This is a genomic window from Brevibacterium sp. p3-SID960 (genome assembly GCF_025144725.1).
Taxonomy (GTDB): domain Bacteria; phylum Actinomycetota; class Actinomycetes; order Actinomycetales; family Brevibacteriaceae; genus Brevibacterium.
Map to the genome: position 1 here is coordinate 1 of NZ_JALXKS010000043.1, position 24572 is coordinate 24572.

General features: G+C 68.3%; 17 protein-coding genes and 3 pseudogenes. 10 read left to right on the top strand and 10 right to left on the bottom strand.

Annotated elements, in window-relative coordinates:
• Positions 1-23: 23 nt before the first annotated feature.
• Both M3B11_RS11635 and M3B11_RS11640 read right to left on the bottom strand, forming a co-directional pair.
• The gene (locus M3B11_RS11635; protein WP_102214584.1) at positions 24-236 is read right to left on the bottom strand and encodes a heavy-metal-associated domain-containing protein; all 213 of its coding nucleotides are present in this window, start codon (positions 234-236) and stop codon (positions 24-26) included.
• 60 nt (positions 237-296) lie between these two features.
• The gene (locus M3B11_RS11640) at positions 297-1850 is read right to left on the bottom strand and encodes an MFS transporter (protein ID WP_259877595.1); all 1554 of its coding nucleotides are present in this window, start codon (positions 1848-1850) and stop codon (positions 297-299) included.
• A gap of 152 nt (positions 1851-2002) precedes the next feature.
• Here M3B11_RS11640 and M3B11_RS11645 point away from each other — a divergent pair, with 152 nt between their 5' ends.
• Positions 2003-2659, top strand: coding sequence for a TetR/AcrR family transcriptional regulator (locus M3B11_RS11645; RefSeq protein ID WP_259877596.1), 657 nt, complete (start codon positions 2003-2005; stop codon positions 2657-2659).
• Positions 2659-3852 (top strand): NAD(P)/FAD-dependent oxidoreductase, encoded by a 1194-nt coding sequence (locus M3B11_RS11650; RefSeq protein ID WP_259877597.1) that lies wholly within the window; start codon positions 2659-2661, stop codon positions 3850-3852. The genes M3B11_RS11645 and M3B11_RS11650 overlap by 1 nt, the downstream gene beginning before the upstream one ends.
• Before the next feature lie 21 nt (positions 3853-3873).
• On the opposite strand, the gene M3B11_RS11655 is transcribed toward M3B11_RS11650, so the two are convergent.
• From M3B11_RS11655 to M3B11_RS13325, 3 genes and pseudogenes are all read right to left on the bottom strand, one after another.
• A complete protein-coding gene (locus tag M3B11_RS11655; protein WP_259877608.1) occupies positions 3874-4953 on the bottom strand; it encodes an MFS transporter in 1080 nt (359 codons plus the stop codon).
• A 636-nt stretch (positions 4954-5589) separates the two neighbouring features.
• A pseudogene (locus M3B11_RS11660) lies at positions 5590-5691 on the bottom strand (hypothetical protein); the annotation flags it as partial.
• A 49-nt stretch (positions 5692-5740) separates the two neighbouring features.
• Positions 5741-6028 (bottom strand): annotated as a pseudogene (locus M3B11_RS13325) (hypothetical protein); the annotation flags it as partial.
• Positions 6029-6341: 313 nt separating this feature from the next.
• Between M3B11_RS13325 and M3B11_RS11670 the strand changes: the two are divergent.
• The 3 genes from M3B11_RS11670 to mobF (M3B11_RS11680) all read left to right on the top strand — a co-directional run bounded on the left by M3B11_RS11670 (position 6342) and on the right by mobF (M3B11_RS11680) (position 10566).
• Positions 6342-6677: a helix-turn-helix transcriptional regulator gene (locus tag M3B11_RS11670; protein WP_259877598.1), complete on the top strand. Its 336-nt coding sequence runs from the start codon at positions 6342-6344 to the stop codon at positions 6675-6677.
• Positions 6674-7858: an MFS transporter gene (locus tag M3B11_RS11675; protein ID WP_259877599.1), complete on the top strand. Its 1185-nt coding sequence runs from the start codon at positions 6674-6676 to the stop codon at positions 7856-7858. Before M3B11_RS11670 ends, M3B11_RS11675 begins: the two co-directional genes overlap by 4 nt.
• A 146-nt stretch (positions 7859-8004) precedes the next feature.
• A complete protein-coding gene (mobF, locus tag M3B11_RS11680; RefSeq protein WP_259877600.1) occupies positions 8005-10566 on the top strand; it encodes a MobF family relaxase in 2562 nt (853 codons plus the stop codon).
• Positions 10567-10659: 93 nt separating this feature from the next.
• Here mobF (M3B11_RS11680) and sigJ read toward each other — a convergent pair whose 3' ends face one another.
• The gene (gene sigJ, locus M3B11_RS11685; protein ID WP_259877601.1) at positions 10660-11604 is read right to left on the bottom strand and encodes an RNA polymerase sigma factor SigJ; all 945 of its coding nucleotides are present in this window, start codon (positions 11602-11604) and stop codon (positions 10660-10662) included.
• A 115-nt stretch (positions 11605-11719) separates the two neighbouring features.
• Complete coding sequence (locus tag M3B11_RS11690) at positions 11720-13327, bottom strand: cytochrome bc complex cytochrome b subunit (protein WP_259877602.1); 1608 nt, start codon at positions 13325-13327, stop codon at positions 11720-11722.
• Positions 13328-13607: 280 nt separating this feature from the next.
• On the opposite strand from M3B11_RS11690, the gene M3B11_RS11695 reads away from it, so the two are divergent.
• Entirely contained in the window at positions 13608-13910 is a 303-nt protein-coding gene (locus M3B11_RS11695; RefSeq protein WP_193095615.1) for an antibiotic biosynthesis monooxygenase, read from the top strand.
• A 46-nt stretch (positions 13911-13956) separates the two neighbouring features.
• On the opposite strand, the gene mobF (M3B11_RS11700) is transcribed toward M3B11_RS11695, so the two are convergent.
• On the bottom strand, positions 13957-17421 hold the full coding sequence (mobF, locus tag M3B11_RS11700) for a MobF family relaxase (protein ID WP_259877603.1): 3465 nt from the start codon (positions 17419-17421) through the stop codon (positions 13957-13959).
• Between the two features lie 127 nt (positions 17422-17548).
• Here mobF (M3B11_RS11700) and M3B11_RS11705 point away from each other — a divergent pair, with 127 nt between their 5' ends.
• The 3 genes from M3B11_RS11705 (at position 17549) to M3B11_RS11715 (ending at position 20395) form a co-directional block, all read left to right on the top strand.
• Complete coding sequence (locus M3B11_RS11705) at positions 17549-18136, top strand: TetR/AcrR family transcriptional regulator (protein ID WP_259877604.1); 588 nt, start codon at positions 17549-17551, stop codon at positions 18134-18136.
• A gap of 102 nt (positions 18137-18238) precedes the next feature.
• Complete coding sequence (locus M3B11_RS11710) at positions 18239-19339, top strand: MFS transporter (protein WP_396121566.1); 1101 nt, start codon at positions 18239-18241, stop codon at positions 19337-19339.
• Positions 19340-19693: 354 nt separating this feature from the next.
• Positions 19694-20395, top strand: coding sequence for an exopolyphosphatase (locus M3B11_RS11715; protein WP_234988479.1), 702 nt, complete (start codon positions 19694-19696; stop codon positions 20393-20395).
• Between the two features lie 291 nt (positions 20396-20686).
• Here the strand turns inward: M3B11_RS11715 and M3B11_RS11720 are convergent, their stop codons facing one another.
• Entirely contained in the window at positions 20687-22252 is a 1566-nt protein-coding gene (locus tag M3B11_RS11720) for a recombinase family protein (protein WP_259877606.1), read from the bottom strand.
• Between the two features lie 48 nt (positions 22253-22300).
• Between M3B11_RS11720 and M3B11_RS11725 the strand changes: the two are divergent.
• A pseudogene (locus M3B11_RS11725) lies at positions 22301-23311 on the top strand (C-terminal helicase domain-containing protein); the annotation flags it as partial.
• A 9-nt stretch (positions 23312-23320) separates the two neighbouring features.
• Here the strand turns inward: M3B11_RS11725 and M3B11_RS11730 are convergent.
• On the bottom strand, positions 23321-24328 hold the full coding sequence (locus tag M3B11_RS11730; RefSeq protein ID WP_259877607.1) for a DNA-processing protein DprA: 1008 nt from the start codon (positions 24326-24328) through the stop codon (positions 23321-23323).
• Between the last annotated feature and the right edge of the window lie 244 nt (positions 24329-24572).

Consider the following 24572-nt stretch of genomic DNA (forward strand, 5'->3'; position numbering starts at 1 on the left):
CCAGCCGTGCAGGTGCCTTCATGTCAGCTCCTCACGGCGGTGTAGCCGGCCTCGTCGACCGCCGCGATCACCGCGGCGTCATCGACCGGCTGCTCGCTGGTCACGGCCAGCCGCCCGGTCTGAGCGCTGACCTCGATGCCGGTCACTCCGGCGATCTCGGACACCTCGGCGCGGATCGCGGTCTCGCAGTGCCCGCAGCTCATCCCGGTCACCTGGTACTCGGTCGTGGTCGCCATCTCTAACTCCTTCAGTCGTGTACGACTTCCATTCAGGCTAATACCCCCTTGGGGTATCGGTCAAGGTGTGGCCTGCTCCTCGGCGGCCTGCTGTGCTTCACCGGTCGGGCGGACGTGGCGCAGCCTCGTGGCGGCGATGATCGCCGCGAGACCGGCGATGACCGCCGAGACGATGGCCGCGGTGTTGAGCCCGCCGGTGAACGCGGTCTGCGCGGCGGCCACCACCTGCTCTCCGAGCGCACCGGGCAGCTGGGTTGCTGTGGCCATGGCGCCGTCGACGCTGTCCGATGCCGCCGCGGCGGCATCGGCGGGCAGGCCGCCGGGCAGCAGATCGCCGATCTGGTTGCGGTAGGCGGCGATCCCGACGCTGCCGATCACCGCGACACCGAGCGAGATGCCCAGGTCGTTGGCGGTGGTGGCGAGGCCGGAGGCGCCGCCGGTCTTCTCCGGCGGCACGGAGCCGACGACGAGGTCGGTGGTCAGCGCCATCGAGGGGGCCACGCCGGGGTAGGTGATGACGAAGCTCGCGATCACCAGCGCCAGACCCGTGCCGGCGTCGAGCTGGGTGAACAGGATGTAGCCGACGACCTGGGTGAGCAGGCCGACCGCGATCACGTTGCCGGGCCGGAACCTGCGCGCGAGCACCGGGGAGAGCGTCGAGACGACGATCAGCACCGCCGCGGCGGGCAGGATCGACAGGCCCGCCTGCAACGGCGAGAGCTCCTGGACCTGCTGGAGGTACTGGGTGAACAGCGAGTACACCCCGCCGAGCGCTGCGGCCGAGAGCAGGAACACCGCCAGCGCCCCGGACACGGTGCGGTTGGCGAACAGGCGCACATCCAGCAGCGGCTGCTTGGCGCGCAGCTGCCGGATCACGAACCACAGACCGATCAGCGCGCCCGCGACCAGCAGCCCGATCGAGGGACCGGCCGGCTCCTGGGCGGCGAAGCGCTTGATGCCGTAGATGATCGCCAGCAGACCACCGACCAGCAGCAGGGCGCTGAACAGGTCGATCCGCGCCGACGGGTCACGATGCTCGGGCACCAGCAGCGGAGCGGCGATCGCGACGAGCGCCATGATCGGCACCGCGACCAGGAAGGTGGCCTGCCAGCCGAAGGCCTCCAGCAGCAGCCCGGACAGCAGCGGGCCCAGCGCCACACCGGCGGAGATGCCGCCGGCCCACACGCCGATCGCGACGCCGCGCTGCTTCGCGTCGGCGAAGAGCACGAAGATCAGCCCGATCGTCGCCGGCACCATCATTGCCGCGGCCAGCCCGAGGATGGCCCGCCAGGCGATCATCAGTTCCGGGATCGTCGTCAGCGCCGCGGCGATCGAGACGGCGGCGAACAGGATCGCGCCGATCACCATGAGCAGGCGCTTGCCGATCCGGTCGCCGAGCACCCCCATGGCGACGAGGAACCCGGCCATCACGAAGCCGTAGATGTCGAGGATCCACAGCAGTTGCGTGCTCGACGGGTTCAGGTCCGCGGCCAGGTTCGGGGCGGCGAGGAACAGGATCGTGAGCATCATGAACAGCAGCGTCGAGGGGATCACCAGGACGGCGAGCCCCCACCACTGCTTGGCGCCGGCACGCGGCGCGGCGGTGTCGCTCATCGCGCACCCCCGCGGATATGTGTCGTGGACATAGTCGTCATCTCCTCTCTGCCGGTCCCGCCTCGCCCTCCGAGCCGGAACTCGATCATCGGTGTACGAGTTGTAACAGCTACACTATCTCATACATTCCAGTACGACTTGTGAGGTGGATCATGACGGTGAAGAAGACGACGCCCCGCGGCACGACGACCGGTGCGTCAGGCGGCGGTGGCCGGGCGGCCAATCAGCGGGCGGATGCGCAGCGCAACCGGGCAAGGATTCTGGCCGCGACGGCGACGGCGATCCGCAAGAACCCCGACGCGTCGGTCGGCGACATCGCCGCCGAGGGCGGGATGGGCAGAGTGACCGTCTACGGGCACTTCCCGACCCGTGCGGAGCTGATCGAGGCCGCCCTCGTTGACAGCCTCGAACGCGGCGAAGAGGTGCTCAGCGGGGTGCCCTTGGATGGTGATCCGGGTGAGGCGTTCCGGCGGCTGGTGGCCTCCAGCTGGGTGCTGGTCGACCAGTCGCGGGCGCTGCTGGCGGCCGCGCTGAAAGAACTGCCTGCGGCGCGCATCCGCGAGCTGCACGAGAAGGCCGAGGGGCGGATGCGGGCTCTGCTGCTGCGCGGCCAGCGCGAGGGTGTCTTCCGGGTCGATCTGCCGGTGTCCTGGCTGCTGACTACTACGCACGTGGTGATGAACGGTGCCGCCGAAGAAGTGCGTGCCGGGCGCCTCGACGCCGACGACGCGCCGTGGTTCATCGAGGCGATCCTGCTGCCCGCCTTCGCCGCCACCACCAGCACCACCACCATTGGGGAAGGAGCCTGATGAGGATGCCCAGCATCGCGATCATCGGGGCCGGCGCCGCTGGCACCGCAGCCGCAAGAACCCTGCACGCTTCCGGTGTCGACGTCGACCTCTACGTCCGGAACGGTGAGGTGCCGTTCAACCGGACGTTGGTCAACAAGGGCATCGCGATCGGGCTGCTCGAACCGGCCCAGGCGGCCCTGCCCGACACCGGGGCCGCCCTCCGGTCGGAGACGGTGCGCGGCCTCGACCCCAGGGCTCGGCGCTTGCGGCTGGACTCCGGCGATACACACGCCTACGACGCGCTCCTCATCGCCACCGGCAGCCGGCCCCGCACTCTCGACGAGGAGGTGATCGGCCGCGACCAGGCCGTCAGCGGCGGCAGACTGACCACCCTGCACTCGGCCGCCGACGCCGTCCGCGTCCGCGATCTACTCGCGACCACTCAGCCTGCCCGGGTGCTCATGCTCGGTGGCGGCCTCGTCGCCTCCGAGACCGCCTCGCTGCTCACCGACGCCGGCCACGACGTCGCCCTCATCACCCGCGCCGCGATCCCAGGAGCGAACGCCATCGGCGCACACGTCGCCCGGCGGCTACGCGACCTGCACCGCCCCCAGCACGCCGCCTACCTGGAACGCACCGTGCGCTCGATCCGCACCCACGCCGACCGCATCAGCATCACCCTCAACGACGGCAGCCGGGTCGAGGGCGACCTCGCGATCGTCGCGCACGGCACTCTGCCCGCCGCCCCCGCACCCTGGACCGGGCCCGACGGCATCCCCGTAGATTCCCGCCTGCGCTCCATGCACGCCCCGCGGCAACGGATCTACGCCGCCGGCGGCGTCGCCGTGCATCACTATCCCGGCCACGGCTCCTACCGGATCGATCACTGGGACGACTCGGCCGCCCAGGGCATCCACGCCGCGAACACGCTGCTGCACGACCTCGGTATCGCCGGCGACCCCGGCCAGTACCTGCCGAGCTCGACGTTCTCCGCACGCATCCACGGCCACACCCTCACCGGTGTTGGACACCCCGCCCTGGGCAACCGCAACCGCGTCGTCTCCGAGGAACCGCTGATCACAGCCCACTACCTCGACGAGGTGCTGGTCGCGCTCACAGGGGTGAATGCCGCCGGCCCTATGCGTGAGCTGATGCCCGGCCTGCACCACCCTGAAACCGCGGCTGATCCGGTGACGCGACAGCACGTATGAGCCCCTCGCGTCAAACGGAGTTCAGACGGTGCGCACGCAGGCGCACTGGCACGCCGCGAGGGTGCCTTCGGCGGCTTCGGTCTCCTCGCGCGCCGCCCGATCACTGATCACCGGCTCTGCGGCGGCGACACCGGTCGGGGCGGCCTCGCTGTCCTTCTGCTCGCGCGGCCAGAGCAGGTGCGCCGCGATCGCCCCCGCGATTGCCAGGGCGGCGAGGACGGACCAGGCGAGCGTGAACCCGGACGCGGTGCCGATCCAGCCCGCGATCGGGTAGGTGACGAGCCAGGCGAGGTGCGAGAGGGAGAACTGTGCGGCGAATCCCGCGGGGAGGTCCTGCTTCGCCACCGAGCCGCGGATGACGCGCCCGGTCGGGGTGACGATCATCGCCATGCCGCCGCCGATGATCACCCAGATCGGTGCGGTGACCATCCAGGATGCGACTTGGGTGGCGGTCATCGCGACGGCGGCGAGCACTCCGGCCAAAAGCACCAGGGCGCCGGTCATCATCACAATCCGCTCGGCGATCCGGTCGAGCACGCGTGGCAGGAACAGCGCGACCAGCAGCGTGCCGCCGCCCGAGGCGGCCAGCATCCACGCGACGTCGGCCTGCGAGCCGCCCAGGTGGTCGCGGACGTAGTTGACCGTGTTGACGACGACGATCGATCCCGCTGCCGCGACGACCAGGTTCAAGGCCACCACACCGCGCAGCCGGGGCGTGGCGAAGAAGACCCTGACTCCCGATGTGACCCGCGCCCAGGCGCCGACGTGCCCGCTCGGGGTGGCATTGGGAATGTGGGTCGAGAGCACCAGCGCGGCGGAGAGCGCGAACCCGATCGAGGTGCCGATGAACAGCCAGTTGAACGCCATGAACGTCAACGCGACGGCCGCCAGGACCGGGCTGAGCAGGCTCTCCATCGTGTACGCGACCTGCGACGCGGACAGTGCTCGGGTGTAGTCGGACTCCTTGGTGACGATATCGGGGATCACGGCAAGCTCGACGACTGCTTGGAGGGGCAGGACGCCATTGCCGAGGGCAGTGTTCTGTTGGTTCGCGGTCAGGCCGTGTTCGGGGTCGGTGACCCACCCCGTCGGGAGGCCCATGAGCCATTCCACGAACTCGGGCGCCGGGCGTGGTCCTTTCTCCTCGTTCAGGATCGCGGGGTCAGGGGCGGTTCGTTCGGTGATGTGTTCCCATCGGGCGATGGCGTGGGCGTATCGCCCCCAGCGGTGAAGATGTCCTCGATCAGGGCGAACAGGGGCTCCGACTCGTTCCAGCTGGCGGGCGAGCCATGCGGCCCGTGCAGGGCCAGGTCGATCACTTGATGGCTTAGGGCGATCGTGCCCCGCCGTGCCCGTACCTGGTCCAGGGTCTCGCCGCCGCGCGAGGAGTCCGAGGCCAAAGGCGTCCGGAACAGCGCTTTCGCGGTAGGCGGTGATGAAGACCCGGAACCGGTGATGCGGTGCGCCGGCCAGTGACGCCGGTAAGCCGATCCATCGTGCACTTCTCCGGAGGTCGGCCAGATCCCCGAGTACGGCTCCGTGCGCCCGAAGAGGTCGCGTTGGCTCGTCTCCCAGCAGCCACGGGTCGGGTTCCAGGTTGCGAACGGCGGTTGCATGCTCGTTGGTTGCATCGTCGGGGTTGCGTGCATCGGGGGTTGCGCCTTCCAGAGCGCGGATTGCGGGTGCGGAGAGTAGGCCGCGGACGTTCTCGATGACGACGAGCTCGGGTTGCAGTGCGTCGATCGCGGCCGCCATGTGCGACCAGAGCCCGGAGCGGGTGCCGGGTGCGAGGCCGGCGCCCTTGCCGACGGTCGAGACGTCTTGGCAGGGGGAACCCACCGATCAGTATGTCGACCGGTGGCACCGCCGCCCAGTCGACGGATGTGATGTCGCCGAGGTTCGGGATGCCTGGCCAGTGGTGGGCGAAGACGCGGATGGGGGGGGTGTTGATCTCGGAGAACCAGATCGTCTCCCCGCCGGTGGCGTACTCGACGGCAAGGTCCAGGCCGCCGTAGCCGGAGAACAGCGACCCGACCCGGACAGGGCGGCCGCGATGGGAATGGTCGTCGCGCATGAGAGCTCCGCAGGCTTTGTGAACCCCGGACCTCGACGCGACCGAGCGTGCGCCGACTCTCCGGGCTGAACACCTGCCAGGTGCACCGGCCGCCCGATGCATCCCGAGCACCGCAGCCTCAGAAGCGTCCCCGACCCGGACCCTCAACCACCGTCATCGCCCGCTCGTCCCCGCCGCTGCCGCCTGATCAGCAGCGCCTCCTCCCGCCGCTTCATGAGCCGCCACACGTCTTTCAAGCGACGCTCGACGATGACGAATCGCATCTAATGCGATCTCGTCACTGGTGTTGGCTGTGCTTCTCGTTGTGCCGCGCTGCGGGTGCTCCCGCGGTCCGAGGTTGAACCGCCACCCGTGACTGTGCGAGAATCTTCGCACGATTAATGTGCGACTATTCTCGAACGATTGGAGACGGCCGATGCCTCCCCGGACCTACGAACATCCCGACACCTGTGACATCGCGATCCCGCGGGTGCTCTTCGCCCTGAGCGAGCCGCTGCGGTTGAACATGGTGCGGATGCTCGCTGAGCAGGGCGAGGTCGACAGCATTGACCTCGGTCCCGATCTGCCGCGCTCGACCCTGACCCACCACACGAGCCTGCTGCGCGAGTCCGGAGTTGTGTTCGTCCGCGCCGAGGGCCGCAAGTGCATGATCCAACTCCGCACCCACGATCTCGAAGAGCGCTTCCCTGGGCTGCTGAACACGGTGCTCTCCGGCTATGAGCACGCCGACGAGGAAGAGGAGGACGCATGATCCGCAAGGTCTGGCCGCTGGTCGTCGCAGCGATTGCGCTGGGCATCGACGCTTACGTTCTCGCGGGGGTGCTCCCGCAGATTGCAACCTCCCTCGCCACCACGGTTGCGATGATCGGCCTGGGCGTGACCGCGTTCACCGGCGCCTACGCCATCGCGGGTCCGCTGCTGTCGGGTCGGTTGACCCGAGGCAACACCGCCCGAGCGATCCTGATCGCCCTCGGTATCTTCAATCTCGGCAACCTCATCACGGCGATCGCGCCGGGGGTCGAGGTCTTCCTCGCCTCGCGTGTCGTCGCCGGAGCCGGTGCCGGCATCCTCACCGCAGTCGCCACCGCCACTGCCGCAGCGATGGTCAAGGACGAGGAGCGCGGCCGGGCGATGGCGATGGTGACCTTCGGCCTCTCCACCGGAACCGTAGCCGGGGTGCCGGTCGGGATGCTCATCGGTCAGAGCGCCGGCTGGCGGTGGACGATGGGCCTCGTCGTGCTCATCGGCGTACTCGGCATGGCCGCCCTCGCCGTCCGTTCCCGCACCCTCCCGCAGCTCGACGCCGCCGCCAGCGAACCCGCATTCACGGTGCTGCGATCGGCCAAGACCAGCGTCGGGATCATCGCAGCGTTCCTCCTCGGCATCGCTAGCCTCGGCCTCTACACCTACCTGCTGCCGATGGCCGAGGCCCGCGGACTGGCCGACTGGGGCTTCGGACTCGTGTGGGCGTGGGGCATCGGCGGCGTCACCGGCTCCGCACTCATCGGCAAGCCTCTGGACAGGTTCGGTGCGAAGCCGTTCCTGGTCCTTCTGCCGGCGCTGCTCGGGTTGAGCTTCGCGGCCGCCTGGCTGCTGTCCTCGCCAGCCGCGTGGCTGATCGCCGCCGTCGTCTGGGGCGCGGCGGGCTGGGCGAGCGTGCCGACGGTGCAGCAGGCGCTCACGGCGGATCGGCCACGGCAGGCGATGCCGATCATCGCGTTCCAGATGGCCGCCATGTACCTCGGCTCTGCGGTCGGCTCCGCACTCGGTAGCAGCCTGCTGACGGCCGGCACTGACGCGGCCGACCTCGCGGCCTGGGCACTCATCCCCGCCGTGCTCGCACTGGCGCTGACCGCATGGATCGCCTTCGCCAGACTCCGGAAAGGATCGCCCCAGCAAGCCGAGGCTGTCGCGTGCGAGGTTACGTCGTAGAAGCGATACGACGAGCGGAGCGGCACATCGGTACGGTGCCGCTCCGCTCTATCACGTCGCTGAGGAAGCCTCCGCAGCTCAGCAATACCCCACAAGCCTTCCACTCAGAGATGAGAAGGCGGCGGGCCAGGGTTCACCTGGTCTGCATGACGGTCTCAATGCGCGTGATGTCGGCCGGCGACGGCTACGAGTATCTGCTGCGCACTGTCGCCGCGGGCGATGGCGATCGTGATCTCTCGACGCCGTTGACGAGGTATTACACGGAGGAGGGAACGCCTCCGGGTTTCTGGATGGGGTCGGGCCTGCCGTACCTCGGTGACGGTGAGCTCGGCACGGGCGGGCAGGTCTCCGAAGCGCAGCTCCAGCTCCTGGTGGGGATGGGTCGCGACCCGATCACGGGCGAACCGCTGGGTGAGGCGTACCGGAAGTATGCGAGCGCGCAGGAGCGGGTCGACAAGCGCGTCGCCAGCCTCGACCCGGAGCTTGGGCCGGTCTCTCGTGCGGAGCAGGTCGCAGCGATCGAGGCGGAGGAAACCGAGCGCGGCACCCGGCGTGCGGTCGCGGGCTATGACCTGACGTTCTCGGTACCGAAGTCTCTGTCGGTGTGGTGGGGTGTTGCGGATGCGGGGACGCAATCCCTGATTGCGGACGCGCATCATCAGGCGGTTGCGGAGGTGATCGCGTTCCTCGAACGCGAGGTTGCGACCACTCGCGTCGGGGCGGCGGGGCCGGAGGGGGCGGTCGCGCATGTCGATGTCGCCGGCGTCCTGGCGACGGCGTTCGATCACTACGACTCGCGCAGCTCCGATCCGCAGTTGCACACCCACGTCGTGGTGAGCAACAAAGTCTTGACCGTGCAGGACCAGAAGTGGCGGACCCTGGCCGGGCAGCCCGTGCATGCTTCGGTGGTGGCGCTGTCGGGGCTGTATAACGCGACTCTCGCCGACCGCATCACGGGCATGTTCGGGATCGAGTGGGAGGCCAGGGAGCGGGGCCGGGATCGGAACCCGGCGTGGGAGCTTGCCCCGGTGCCCGACGAACTGGTGGCGGAGTTCTCGTCGCGGTCCCGTCAGATCGAGGAGGAGAAGACCCGCCTGATCGACGCCTGCCGAGCCAAGCACGGTCGTGAGCCGTCGGCGAAGACGATCCTGAAGCTCCGCGCCCAGGCGACGCTCGCGACCCGTCCGGAGAAGCGGGTGCAGTCGCTCGCTGCCCTCACCGCGAACTGGCGTCACCGCGCCGGCGAGGTCTTGGGCGAGGACGCGACCGGCTGGGCGCGCACCCTCACCGCGGCCGGGGAGCAGGCGGCGCTGTTGCGGGCCGACGATGTACCCCTGGACACCATCACTGGCCTCGGCCAGTCGGTCGTCGCGGTGGTGGGTGAGAAGCGGTCGACGTGGCGGCGCTGGAACCTCCACGCCGAAGCGAGCCGGCAGCTCATGGGGGTGCGGTTCGCGTCGGCGGAGGATCGGCAGGCGATCACCGGACTGGTCACCGACGCGGCCGAACAGGCGTCGCTCAGGCTGACGCCGCCGGAGCTGTCGTCGAGCCCGTTGCTGTTCCGCCGCCCGGACGGGTCGAGCCGCTTCCGCCACCCCAGCGCGGTCCTGTACTCGACCAAAGAGCTGCTGGCGGCGGAAGACCGCCTCCTCGACCGTTCGCACGCGACGACCGGGCCGACCGTGGAGCTGGCCACCGTCGAGAAGATCACCAGCAGACCCGATGCGGAGGGCCGCCGGCTCGGCCCCGATCAGGCTGACGCCCTCCAGCGGGTCGCCGTGTCGGGCCGGGTGGTGGACGTGCTGGTCGGGCCGGCAGGTGCGGGGAAGACGACGGCGATGAGCGCGTTGAAGCGGGCGTGGGAGCAGCAGCACGGCGCCGGCAGCGTGGTGGGGCTCGCGCCGTCGGAGAACGCGGCGCAGGTGCTCGGCGAGGAACTGGGGATCGAGACGGAGAACACGGCCCGCTGGTGGCAGATGCACCTCCTGCACGGGACCACGTTCGCCAAGGACCAGCTCGTGATCCTCGACGAGGCATCCCTGGCGGGCACCGGCTCCCTCGATCGCATCACCGGCCTCGCCGAACAAGCCGGCGCGAAAGTGCTGCTCGTGGGTGACTGGTCGCAACTCCAGGCCGTGGATGCGGGCGGGGCGTTCGGGATGCTCGTCCACGACCGCGACGACGCCCCCGAACTCACCGACGTGCACCGGTTCACGCAGGCGTGGGAGAAGGCCAACTCGCTGGCCCTGCGGCACGGCCGTACCCCGGCGATCGACACGCTCATCGAGCACGACCGGGTGCGCGGCGGGGAGCAGGACGCGATGGTCGATGCCGCCTACACCGCCTGGCGGGCCGACCTCCAGGTGGGGCGGGCGTCGATCCTCGTCGCCGAGGCCCGCGAGACCGTCACGCAGCTGAACGAGCGTGCCCGCGCCGACCTCATCCTCGACGGCATCATCACCCCCGGCCGCGAGGTCACCCTGCACGACGGCACCCAGGCCTCCAAGGGCGACCGGGTCATCACACGGGAGAACGACCGGCGCCTGCGGTCGAAGAACGGCAAGAACTGGGTGCGCAACGGCGACCGCTGGACGATCACCGCCGTCGCCGGGGACGGGTCGATCACCGTCCGCCCGGCCGGGCGACGCTTCGGCGGATCGCTGGTGCTGCCAGCCGCGTATGTGGCCGAACAGGTCGAGCTGGGGTAGCCGAGGTACTGCAAACGCACTCACCTGTGAACGTGCGCCTGTGCGCAGTTCCAGTCTATCGCAGCGGCCTGATTGGGGGGGGCATGACCGGCGCTACGCCCAGACTTCGAGTTTCTGGGGGTTGCGGATGGCCCAGACCTGCTTGATCTTGCCGTGGTTGGTCGCGGCGAGTGCGAGGACGGCGAGGGTGTGGTCGTGGGCGTCGGTTGCGACGAGCCCGGGTTCACCGTTGACCAGTTCTTCTCGGATGATGAGGTCGGGCTGTCGTTCGTACACGCCGAGCAGGAACCGGGCGACGGCTTCTGGCCCGTGGAGAGGTTCGAGCGCCGCCGAGACAAGGCCGCCGCCGTCCGTGATGGCAGTTGCTTCGGGGTCGAGCACGTCGATGAGCGCTGCGAGGTTGCCGGTCTGCCAGGCGGTCTTGAACGACTGCACGGCTGCGGCGTGCTCGGATACTGGCACGGGGGTGCGTTGTTCTTCGCGCACGCGCCTTCGGGCGGATGAGGCGAGTTGCTTGCAGGCGGCGGGTGTGCGTCCGACGATCTCCGCGATCTCAGGGAACGTGTACCGGAAGACATCGTGGAGGATGAACGCGACGCGCTCGGCGGGTGTCATGGCTTCCAGCACGACGAGCAGCGCCATCGAAACAGAGTCGTCGAGGGTCACACGGTCGGCGGGATCAATGACCGCCTCTGCCTGCTGGCTGCTCCACTTGCCCGCTGCGGGGAGGGGTTCGGGCAACCACTCTCCGACGTAGTTCTCTCGCCGCGCCCGAGCAGTTTTGAGCATGTCGAGACCGATCCGGCTGGCAGTCTTGACCAGCCATGCTCGGGGGTGGGTCACGGCGCGGCGTTCGCGCTCGCTGAGGCGGTACCAGCGGATGTAGGTTTCCTGCACGGCGTCTTCGGCGTCGGCGAGGGAACCCAAGAGGCGATAACTCAGGCCCATCAGGACGCTTCGCTCGCGGATCGCATCAACCAGTTCGGGAGGTTCAGTGTGCCCTGGGGCCGCGGGGTCAGGCGTCGCGGGGTCAGACATGGTTCCTCCCTCCTGACGCATCGTGTTGGCCGGGCATCTGTTTTCCTATCGCATCATCTCTCATTGAGAAGTAGACGAGATAGCGCTCCGAAGTGTCAGGCGCACCGATCAAGGTTCACGAATCGTCCACCGTTGGTGACCTCTCGGCGGCTTGGTCTCGGCCCGCTTCGTGAGGGTCAGACGACCCGCTCCCCAGAGCGGCTACCTCGTCTGGCTGTGGCGGAACGATGCGGTCCTCGAAGAACCAGCGGGAGAGGCGGACGCGGAGGCGATCACGGAATCGGATGCGGCCCTGCTCATCGGGTCTGAGGGTGAGGGGTTCGAAGGTTTCGTAGTCGATCAACCTCCATCGCGTGTAGGCATCGACGGGCCTGTGGACCTCGGTGTACTCGCCCTCTGGTGAACGGACGATCCTGCCCGTTTCAAAGCCGTGCAAGACGATCTCGCGGTCTTTGCGTTGCAGCCCGAGGCAGATGCGCTTGGTGAGAATGAAGCCGAGTACCGGCCCCAGGAAAAACGCCACTTGCAAGGTGTGGATCAGGGCTTCGTTGCCGAGGGAGAAGTGCAGGGCAATCGTGTCGCTGCCGCCCGCGATCCACATCACGCCGTAGAATACGATCCCGGCCACGCCGATGCCGGTGCGGGTCGGTGCGTTGCGTGGCCTGGTGAGCAGATGATGCTCGGCGTTGTCTCCGACGATCCAGCGCTCGATGAACGGATAGATCATCGCCGTCAGGAAGAACAAACCACCCACGGCAAGCGGAACGACGATCGCGGGCGTCCAGGTGGAGTCGAGGAAGACGAACTCCCATCCTGGTGGGACCAACCGCTGTGCGCCGTCGAGGAACGCGAGGTACCAGAGCGCTCCACCACCTGCGGAGGCGACCGAGGGGTCTGCTGGCCCATAGGTCCAGACCGGGTTCACCTGCGTGGTCGCGGCCATCAGCGTCAGCACGCCGAACACGATGCAGAACAGGCCGCCACTCTTGACCAGCGCCACCATGAACGGCCGACCCACCACATTGTGCTCGGTTCTTCCTGGTCCTCGGAACTGGGCGGGCCCCTGCCGCAGATTCAGCAGACCGATCACCAGCAGGAACACGACGATCATGGCGGGCATGATGAGCACATGCAGCGGGTAGAACGTATCGACTGCGCCGGTCGGGAACCGGCCCTGAAAGACCAGCGCTGAGAGCCAGGTACCGATGATCGGAATGCCTTTGAGCAGTCCGTCCATGACCATCAGGCTCGTGCCCGACAGGGCATCGTCGGGCAGGATATGGCCGGTCAAGCCTGCGCCCATGCCGACCAGGAGGATGCCGAACCACAGCAGCCAGGTCAGTTCCCGAGGCTTACGGAACGCTCCGGTGAAGAAGATGCGGAGCAGATGCAGCATGACCGCCGCGATCATTACCGAAGCGCTCCAATGATGCAGCTGCCGCATCAGCAGCCCGCCGCGCACCTCGAACGAGAGATGCACGGTCGATTCCAGCGCTCGTGACATCTCGACCCCGCGCAGCCCCTCATAGGCTCCGTCATAGACAACCGGGGTCGTTGACGGATCGTAGAAGAACATCAGGAAGACACCCGATAGGGAGCAGATCACGAAACTCGCCACCGCGATTTGCCCGAACAGCAACGACCAATGATCCGGTACCACGCGCTTGCGCAACGATTCAAGACCCCGCGTGAGGCTCGTCCGCTCGTCCAGCCACCGCGTCACTCGCCCTGTGTCTAACGCACCTTTCCGTCCTGAACCGCGCAATGGCATTCCTCTCTCGCCGGGTGATGGGTGTCCGAAGAGTTGACGAGGTAGGCGGCGAGAACGTCAGGCCTCCCAGCGACGGCAGCGTCGATCTGACACTCCACGGGGCTGCGTCGTCTACACCACAGGGCGAGCGATCCGCGCCCTCTCGCGGCTCTCCCGGCAGACACCTCCACGAGATGCCTCCGAGAGCCGACCGCGCCCGACTGGGCACGGAACACCGAAGAAGGAGGAAACCATGTCCAACCCCGTCACGTTCATCAACGTGGTCGACGTCGATCCGGCCAAGCAGCAAGAAGTGATCGACCTGCTGACCGAGGGCACCGAGAAAGTCATGTCCAAGCGGCCCGGGTTCATCTCGGTCACCCTGCTGGCGAGCCTCGACAAGAGCCGCGTCATCAACGTCGCCCGCTGGGAAAGCGCAGAAGACGTCAAGGCCACCCAGTCCGACCCCGAGGCCGCCGAGTACGCCAAGCGCACCGCCGCTCTCGCCCAAGCAACCCCGGGCCTCTACACGGTCGTCGGTGAGTTCACCGCCTGACCACCACCGGGCGGGCAGCCGGGGCAAGGACACCCGGACTGCCCGCCTACAGCCCCCGTGTCGACCCGTCGCGGCGCGGACTACTGCGGTGCCGGTCGTGCTCGAACAAGTTGCTGATCTGCCGCTCCCGCTCGGCTACTCGTTGCCGCTCGCGCTCCTGCTCGGTGCGTTTGGTCTCGATCAGCCGGGCCGCGTCGTTGACGGGCAGGGCGCGGAGTTCGTCGGCCTCGGCGCGGAGCATGGCTGCCTGGGTCTTGGCGTCTCGCGCCGCACGGCGCGGGTTGGGGGTACGCATGCCGAGATGGAGGCGGCGGGCTTGGTCGGCCCCGTACTCGCTAACCAGCAGCGCCCCGCGTTCCTGCTCGTGCCGCTGCCGCATCTCGTCACGGTCGCCTCGTGCCGCCTCGACGTGCTGGGCGGCGTCGATCACGCGCGGGTCGGCCTCGGCGCGACGCTCCGCCTGCTGTGCCGCCCACTCTGGCAGCGGCTCGCTGCTGCGGGGTGGCTCGTCCCATGCCTCGCGCACCTGTGCCCGAACTGTCCGGATGTGCTCGCTCGCCTCGCGGTGCTCGGCGCGGGCCTTGCGTCTGCCGAACCTGCCAACGGTCGCGAGTCGGCCACTTGCAGCGGCCTCGCGCTCGACAGCGGCGAGATAGGCCACGCCATCTGCCTCAGCCTGCACAGTCAACGGCTCGACAACCTCGGAGCGGATGCGGCCTGCTTCGTCCTCGGCACGGCGGAGCACATTGGCCTGCTCATCGTCCTCGGCCCGGTGCGCGGCGCGTTGGGCGTCGAAGCGTGCGGCGATCTGCTCCCACCGTGCCGCCTGCCGTTGTGCGCGTTCGGTTTCGCGGTCGAGTCGGGCAAGTTCTTCGGTGACCAGGCGCACGGGGCCATCACTGACGAGACCTTGCACGGCGTCGATGGCCTGTTGTGTGGCGTGGTCAAGGCCACGGTCTGCCGGGTCGCGTTCCGTCGCCTCGATGAACTGTGCTTTGGCGTCGGCCATGTCCTCGGCGACGATGTGCAGTTGGTTCTGCTCGCGGCCTCGGGTCATGCCGACGTAGACGCCTGCCGCGCTCGTCGCTTCCGAGAGGATCGTGTGCGAGGTGTTGACGGTCGCGCCTTGGACGCCGTAGGCGGTCGCGGCGTAGGACAGGTGCGCGTGCTCGCCCACATACTCGACAGGCAGCGCGACGGTGTGGGGGTTCTTGCGCCCGCTGGCGGCTTCGCGGGCGTAGACGGTGCCGTCGTCTTCGACGTGCTGGACGATCCACTGCTGCCGGTTCGCCACGCCCAGGTCGCTGCTGTTCTTCCGCGTCTGGATCAGGTCACCGGCCCCGATGCTCAGCCCGTCGCTCCCGGTCGCCGTCACCGCGTCGTCCACCTCGCCGGACTCGATGCGCCCGGCGCGGATGCGCTCGTTCAATGCCGCCGCCTCGTCGTTCGTGGCGACAGTGATCGCCTCCCCGTCTCGTGCGTGGGCGGTGATGTGCTCACGGGCCGCGTCCTCGTCGGCATGCAGGATGACGAGGTTCATCGCGGCGAGCCGGTCGAACACGTCGGCGGGGTTCTCGAGGTCGCGCATCCGCAGCGTGAGGGCGGCGTAGTCGGGGTCGGTGAAGCGGTGGAGTTCGCTCATGTCGTAGGTGCGGCCCCTGATCTGGGCGGCCATGTCGAGCACCCCGCCACGGCCGACAGCCGGGAGTTGGGCGCGGTCGCCGACGAGCGCCACGGTCGCGCCTGCCTCTTGTGTGATGGTCAGGAGGGCGTGGGCGGTGTCTTGGTCGAGCATTCCGGCCTCGTCCACGATCACCCGCTCGCCCTGACGCAGCACTGCCTCTTGCGGCGTGCCGGTGAACCTGCGCCCGGTCTCGGGGTCAGTATCGCTCCGATTCAGGCGCGTCCATACGCCGTCCTCATTCCACCGCCACCCATGCGCGTAGACGAGCGCTGCAACGCTGGTTGCGGGCACGTCGAGTTCGTCGTGCGCGACCTGCGCCGCCCGCAACGTCGGCGCAACCACCCGCGAGGGCCTGCCGTGCTCGGCTGCGACGTCGATGGCGACGCCGAGCATCGTGGTCTTCCCGGCACCGGCTGCGCCCTCCACGATCACTAGCGGATCGGTCGAAGCGACGGCTGCGGCTGCCACGGCCTGGCCAGTGTGGAGTCCGGCTGCTTGCGCCGCGCGGGTCACGTCAGAGGGCTCCGGCTCCCGCTCCGGTACGGCGGTGGCGATCCGGTCGCGGAGCGCGGTCTCGGCGGCGACCACGCCGACGCTGGTCAGGTAGGCGACGTGCTCAGGCGTCGGCGCTCCTGGCGGCAGGACCGAGAAGCAATCACCGGTCGCAAGGTCAGTCGCTGCCGCGACGAACTCCCGCAACTCCTCCGGTGCTGCTTGCACGCCTGCCTCGGTGGTGATGCGGGTGACGTGCTCTTGCACGGTGTGCCGCGTCCACGCCGACGAACTCGCGGCGCACCGATCCAGCGCCCGTGACGCAATCTCCTGCACTGCGAGGTCGTCCAGCGACGCCGGCGCAGGCGGTTCGGCCTGGTTGAGAGTGGCGGGGTCGTAGCCGGCGTCGCGGAGTTCTTGCTGCCACCACTGCTCGTTCTTCAGATCGGCGGGCTTCTTCCCGGGCCGCTGGTGCGCCCACGCGATGCCCTGCATCCGAGCCGTCATCACCGGGCCGGGTTCCTCACCGGGATGGGCGGCTTCCCATTCGGCTTCGAGGCGTTGCAGATTGCGATTGATCTGCGCCGAGCGCTTCGACATCACCTGATTGAACGGCTGCAACTCCGCAACCTCACCCGATACGGGATCGAGGGTCAGGCCGTGCTCTGCAAGTGTCCGCGCCAACTCGGGGTGCGCGGCGATCACGGCAGTGCCCATCGCGCGGATCGCGCCCTGCTGCTTGAACAGCGCGGCCGTGGACAGTGCCCGCCACTTCCCAGCAGCGAAGATGCGAGTTCCGATCTGCATATGGATATGCCGGTGCGGGTCGCCAGCTCGGGAGGTCTTGTGTCGGATGCCGACGACCTGCATGTGTTCGATAGGCACGACCTCCTGCGCGCCGCGCGGCCCGGCCAACGTCACGGAGTGCTGGCCGAGGAACCGTCGAATCTCGGCCAGGGCGTCCTGCTGCGCGGCATCCAGTGCCTCGGAGACTTCGGGGTGGAGGGCTGCGGCGACTGACAGCGATTTGGGGGCGTTCACGGTCATCTCCGCGAACAAGGGCGACCCCTTACGCACCTCGCCGGGCTTGCGCGGAGTGCCCATCTGCTCGCCCGTGGCCGGGTTGATCCAGTCCACCCAGGCCTCGTACTCGTCCGCCGACAAGGAGCGGGCATCGGTGACCTCGCCGGTCGCGTCGATCATCGCGTACTCGGCCACGGCGTCGTCCGCGCCGAGGTAGTACTCGTCCGCGCGGGAACGGTCGGCCTCGACATACCGGCGCGCGGCAGCACCACTGCCACGGAACAGGGTCACGCCGCCTTTCACGCTGCTCACCGCCTCCCACAAGGTCGTCCTTGCAGGAGAGGTGCGCACTACGGCCCCGCCGTAAAATACGTGCATAACTTCTCGTCGGTGGAGAAGGGATTGCGAGAATCAGTTACATACGGGCTATCCTGTATGTATGAGACGTTCGGTTGAGGACGCGGAGAGAACGCGTCTGTCGCTGTGTGAGGCGGCGTTGATGGCCTTCGAAGAGAAGGGGTGGAGGGGGGCAACGTTCGAGGCGATCTCGGAACGGGCGGGTGTGACCCGTGGCGCGCTGCACCATCACTTCCGCGACAAGGCCACGCTGCTGCGCGATGCGCTCGCGTGGGGATGGGGCGAGTACGCAGATCGCGTATTCCCCGCAGACCCTGCCCAGGACGTGTCCGCTGGACTGTCGAGTCTGCTCGCGGAGTACATGCGCTTGTTGAGCGTTGATCCGCTGTTCCGCGCGTTGGCGTTCTCGACGGTGCTGGTCGCACCCCAGGCCTTCGACGACACCTCCGAGAAGGGGGCGGGTCTGGATGACTGGCACACCCGCCTGACCGAGCTCATCGCCACCGACATCTCAGCGTCGAGCACGCTGCCACCCGCGCAGACCGCGGGCCTCGTGCTCGTCCTGCTTCAAGGGCTCACCGTGACCGCGGTGACCCGACCACAAGACCTTCCACAACCCCCACACCGTGAAGCCGCGGTTACCGCGCTGGTTCGGGGGTTGCTCTCCTAGAAAGACCATTCGTTCCCCATGACAACTCCACACACTGCCCCCACCGGGGGCACGACTCCCACGCGCGCACTGGTCGTATCGTCCGCTGCGTTATTCACGGACATGCTCGTGCACGGCCTCGCCGTCCCCGTGCTGCCGCTGTTGCCCTCCGTCGTCGCTGCAGGGCCAGAAGCAACCGGCATCCTCTTCTCCTCGTACGCGGCGGCAATGATCGTTGCGACACTGTTCGCCGGTCGCATCGTTGACCGGTACGGGCCACGCACACCCCTGCTGATCGGCCTGGTCGGGCTCGCCGCGGCGACGCTGTTGTTCGCCACGGGAGGCCCATACTGGCTGCTGCTCGTCGCTCGCCTCGCTCAGGGGATCGCGGGCGGCATGTCCTGGGTCGCCGCGCTCTCGCTGATCGCGGCAACCACACCGATGGAGAAACGCGGGCAGTCGATGGGTATCGCACTGTCGACCATCACCCTTGGTGTGCTCATCGGCCCGCCGTTGGCGGGGTTCCTGGTCGAGCACTTGGGCACCGCTTCCCCGTTCCTGTTCGCCGCCGCCGTCGCCCTCGCGGACGGGGTACTGCGGATCGTGTTCGTCAAGGACTCACCCCGGGTCACCGACGACACCGCGGGACCACTCGCGGTACTCAAAGTGCCGGGGTCACTCTCCATCGTTCTCGCCGTCGTGGTCGGCGCGGCTGTGCTCTCCGGCATCGAGCCCGTTCTGCCCGTGCATCTCGGCGCGAGCGCGCTGACGGTCGGGTTGCTCTTCGGACTCGCCGCTCTCGCCTCGATCATCGCCAACCCCATCGTCGGCCGACTCGTCGCGACCACATCACCGCGGATGCTCGTCGGTGCCGGGATCGCCGCGGTCGCCGCGGCACTCTTGGTGACCGGGTTCGCGACCGAACTGTGGCAGACCTGCATCGGCATGGCCCTCCTTGGGGTCTCCTCGGCGCTGCTGCTGGCACCGGCCACGACACTCATCAGCGAACAGGGGTACAAGTCGAACCCGCCCACACTCGGCGGCTCGTTCGCGCTCTACAACCTCGCCTACGCCGCAGGGCTCGCAGGCGGGCCCCTTTTGACCGGCATTAGTACCGGGCAATGGGGATTCACCACAGCGATGCTTGTGACCGCCGCTGTGCTCGCAGTGATCGGCGGAGCTTCGCTCGCGCGCCTCCCACGAGCAGCCCGACAAACCGAATAGTCACGTTCCCCGATGATCGGGCGAAACCAACGTGGGCACCTCGCCCGCAGACGGTTCCGCCCGGTCACGGGTCGCGTGCCCGCCCTGAGAGGTGGCAAAACAGTACGCCTGCCGACGAACAGCAGGTGCGGGGCAAACCGATGCGCGCCCTGATCTGGGTGCCAGTGGCGCACCTCCCTTTTGGGAGGCGTCACCGTGGACGAACACACCTCACCCGCTGCCAGCGATGCTGCGGGAACGACTGGCTCGGCCAGCAGCAGTTTCGAGAGCCCAGAAGGTCTACGCTCCCTACTCACCCGGCTACACGGCGCCGGGCCGGGCGCGTGGCGGGGTGACCGTGAAGCAGCTGAACTCATGCGCTACACAGCGACCAAGTACCAGCCGCTCGCACGTAAGCACGGGCTAGATGCCTGGGAGGTGGCGTCCGCTGCGTTCGAGGTGATGCTCGCGCCTTCGACGCGCAACGCGGGCCACCCGTGGGCTGTGGTGACCCGTGCTGTGCAGATCACCTGTCACGCGGAGACTCGCGCCTCTGGGATGCTGACATCAGCCAGCAAAGTGCGCCACACCGCCAGGATCATCGGGTTCCACGATGCAGTGCGGTTCGCCGAGCGGGAGCGCCTGGCCGACTATCACCCCGCGTTCACACACTACGACGGCGACCCGGACGAGAGCGAGCATGAGGCGCGAGTGGCCGCTCTGCTGTCTGCCACGGTCGCACTATTCGAGTCGGCGGGCTGGGATGCTGCACTGGTCGCCGAGTGCGTCGAGCATGTGGCTTACCGGCTTGCCGACCTCTCCTCCCGGCAGCGCGGGGTCGAGGTGCTGCGCCGTGACCGCGGGATCCCGACGCTGCTCGAGATACCGCCCCGGTCGTGGTCTGCGCTGTTGCGGATCGTGCTCGGGCACCCCGACCCAAAGCACATGGGTACTCCGATAGGTGATGGGGTGCTGCTGCGATTACTGAACGGCGAAACACTGGACGCTCTGCGCGACGACGAGGCACTGATGAAGATGATCCGCGCCGCCAACCCCGACAAAGGCACCGTGCCTTAACTTGGGGGTGGGGCTTCCGCACCTAACGGTATGAGCACTCGTACTGTTACCCCCGCTGCTACCTCCACCGCTTCTTCTTCGTCATCTGACACCACGCTTGGCGCACGGCTCGCTGCTGCCTCCCGCTGCGCGCAGGGTCTCGCCACCATGGTGGACGATCCTGTTGTGTTGGCCGAACTGCGCGGGCTCTGCGCCACACCTCGCCCCATGCGCGCGCCCGTCGCCGAGAAACGCGAAGGCCCCGCACCCTGAACGGCTCAGAGCTGCGGGGCCGGTCACGAATCGCCGGGGTTACGCGCGCCAGACGAATTCGACCCGGCGCGCGAGCACTGCCGCCCGGTGCGCATCGCGGCGCACATGGAACGCCTCGGTGCTCTCGTTGCGGCGCTTAGGCACAGCTGTCATCATGTCAGCGGGGTGAGCGTGCACCAATACCGCTTGCAAGATCAGACTCGCCGCCTGGTACTGCCACATTGGGGTACGCCCTTCCCACTCAGCAGCGACCGTGCTGACATCAATATTCAACCCGGAGTGCTCGGGTGCGGTCGCGGTGTACTCGCGGCGGGTGGCTTCGATCCGTTCCGCGATCCGTGCGCGTTGCCGCACCCACATGGCTTTGTCAATCAGCCCGTCATAATAGTCATCATCGAGCCGCGCCAGACGCTCCCGATCTTGGTCGAGCGTCGCCGCGAGCCCAACCCGTGCCGCAAGGTCACTGCCAGAGGTTCGGCGCACCTTGGGGTGGAGGGTGATCTGCTCGAACGTCGCCAGCACCGCTTCCTCGACGAGCTTGGCGATTTCAGCAGAGCGAATCGAACGGGTGCACCCGCCCGGGGTCGGCTGTAAGCACTGGTACACGCCGCCCCGGTGAATCATCGACGTTCCGCACAGTGAGCAGCGAATTAGCCCCGAGAACGGGTACATCCGCACCGCCGCACCCGTACCGGGTTGGTGAAAGTTCCTGGCTTTCTTGCGTGCGTCAAGGACATCGGAGACTTGCTGCCAGGTGTCCTCATCCACAATCGCGGGCCACGCCGCCTGCACTTGCATCTTCGACGTCTTCGCGCGACTTCCGTCCGGCATCACAGGCCGGTACTCGCGCACTCCCTTGTTGGAGGGGTTGTAGAGCACCATCTTGAGTGTCCGATCCGACCACGCACACCCGTGAGTGGTGAGGATGCCTTGTGCGTTCCAGTCCTTGCGAATGCGATACAGGGATTCACCGGCCAGCACCCGCTGGTACGCCTCGACCACCAGCGGCCCGGTCACGGGATCGATCACGAGCGCGCCTGCCTCTGCCCGGTATCCGAATGGCACCCTGCCGCCGTGCCAGGCACCTTCGATGGCCTGCTGCTTCGCCGCCCTCGCCACACGTCGGGCGGTGTCAGCGGACGACTTGTTCGCCATCGCCACCAGCACCCTGGCCATCGCCACATCAGAGTCCGTGTCCAGCCGGAGCGAGCCTGTCACGGAACGCACGGTGAACCCGCCCAGCACCTTCGCATCAATGAGGTCTTCCAAATCGCGCGGGTCGCGCACCGCGCGATCCAAGTCGTAGGCGACCATCACCTGCGCGTGCCCGTCGGTGAGGTGTTTCAACATGGTGCGAAACTGCGGGCGGATCACCCGCCGCACCCGCTCACCCGACGGGAGCGTGATCGTGCGCTGCTTGAACGCCGACGTGTCATTCTCACGAAACACCGCTGCGACTTCCCACCCGTGGGCTTCTGCATAGGCACGACAGTCGGCTTCCTGCCGATCTACGCCCCGTTCGCTGCCCTCTGGGTCGTCGCTGATTCTGACGTACACCACCGCCTGCAACGCATCCGTGCTCTGTTTCTGCTCGTTGTGGCCCATCTCTCGGCCCCACTTTCCTACTCGTGTGAGAGGTAGGTGCGTTTACAGAACCTCGGCTATGCGATCACCGGGCATCGCGCCCAGGGCGTCACGGTCGATACCGCGCACACGGTCGTGACGGCGACGACGACGCGGGAGAACTTCTACGTCGCGATGACCCGAGGCCGGCACGGGAACCATGCCTACGTCGCCACCGACACCGCCGACGATGCCCATGTCGCCCCGCACCCCTCCGACAACCCCGACGCCACCGCCCGGTCCGTCCTGTACGGGGTGCTCCAGCACGTCGGCGCGGAACTGTCCGCGCACGAGACCATCACCGCCGAACAAGAGCGGTGGGAGTCGATCGCGCAGCTCGCCGCGGAGTACGACACCATCGCCCAGGCCGGCCAGCACGACCGCTGGGCCACCCTCCTCGAAACCTCCGGCCTCACCGAGGGGCAGGTCGATCTCGTGCTCGGCTCCGACGCCTACGGCGCGCTGTCGGCCGAGCTGCGTCGCGCTGAGGCCAACCACCACGACCTTGACGGCCTTGTGCCGCGACTGGTGGCGGCAAGGGGGTTCGAGGACGCCGACGACATCGCCTCCGTCCTGCATCATCGTCTCGCCCGCGCGACCGTGCGGCCTGCCGGGTCGGGGCGTATCCGGCAGGCGCCGCGGCTCATCGCCGGGCTCATCCCGCACGCGTCGGGGATCACCGACCCGGAGATGCACCAAGCGCTCACCGAACGCGAAACCCTCATCGAACAACGCGCCGGCACCCTCCTCACCCACGCACTCGATGAGGGCGAGCCGTGGACTGCCGCCCTCGGCCCGACGCCGGAGGGTGCGGCGGCGTCGCGGTGGCGGGAGTGCGGGCGGATCGTGGCCGCCTACCGGGATCGCTATCAGATCACTGACGACACCCCGCTCGGCCCCGAAGCGGGGTCGGATGCGCAGAAGATCGACGCCGCCCGCGCCGAGACCGCGCTCAAGCGCGCGAAGCAGCTAAGCCGGCAGACCCCGGAACACGAGCAGCCGGACCTCACAGTCGAGGCCCGGCAGGGTCGCACGCTTTAACCGCCGAGGTCAGAGGGAGCGGCGCGGCTGATCTTGGTCGAGATCTGAGCCATCCACGGCGGGTCCGTTCTGCAGCCCTTGGCTACGTGTCGGCGCGGCTGGGCGGTCGTGCATCAGCGCGGAGACCTCGTGCGAGCCGGAGACGAGAGTGGCGGTGCCTTCTTGGAGCAGCACATGCGGGCCGGTGCTCGCCGCACTGGTGATCGGGCCGGGCACCGCCCCGACCCCACGGCCGAGGGTGTGCGCCTCGCGGGCCACGTTCAGCGCGCCCGAACGTGCCCCTGCCTCCACGATCACCGTCGCCGAGGACATGGCCGCGAGGAGCCGTCCGCGGGCAGCGAAGCGGTGCCGAGTCGGCGTCGATCCCGGCGGCATCTCGCTCACCACCAGGCCGAGATCGGCGACCCGTTCGAGCAGGTCGCGATGCCCGGCAGGGTAGGGACGATCCAGGCCACTGGCCAGCACCGCGATCGTGTGCCCAGCATCTGCGAGCACGGCGCGATGAGCGGCACCGTCGATGCCGTAGGCGCCGCCGGAGACCACGATCTGCTCGTCCATCGCCGCATCGTGCGCGACCTCGGCGGCGACATGATCGCCGTAGCCGGTCGACGCACGCGATCCCGTGATCGTCACCCGATCCTCCGTCTGGGCCGCGAGGAACGAAGTCGCGCCCTTCGCCCAGAGCACGTAAGGGGCGCGGTCACCCAGCGCAGCGACCGACGCCGGCCAGTGCGCGTCCCCGGGCACCAGCGGCTCATACCTGCCGTCGAGCGTCCGCCGGAGCACCGCATCGAAATCGACACCCGAGGAGACCAGGCGGGTGCGGTGCTGAAGGATCGCCGCCTCCTCAGGCCGCACGCCCGGCATCGGCCCGTCGGTATCAAGCAGCCGCAGCGTCTCCAACCCGCCCTCCCTGTGCAGCAGGTGCCCCACGTTCGCGTCCGCCGGCTCGGCAATCATCGACAGCATCACGCGGGCCGTGCGCTCATCGGCGGCGTAATCAGCCAGGAAAGCCATGATCGGTGTCCCTTCCACTCAGGCCAGCAACTACCGGGCAGGTGCACCACTACTGGGCGGCAGGGTTCCGCTCGTCGGAGGTCCGGCGTAGAGTGGAAGGTGAAGCGCAGGCTTCCAATTTGCAGGGCTCTTCGGAGTCGCCCCCCTTCGCGGGGCCACCACCAACACGCCGCTTCTCGATAAGTGTTCGACGTGTTGAACGGAGGCCCGCAATGATCCCCACCCCCGCACCCGTCCGCCCCCC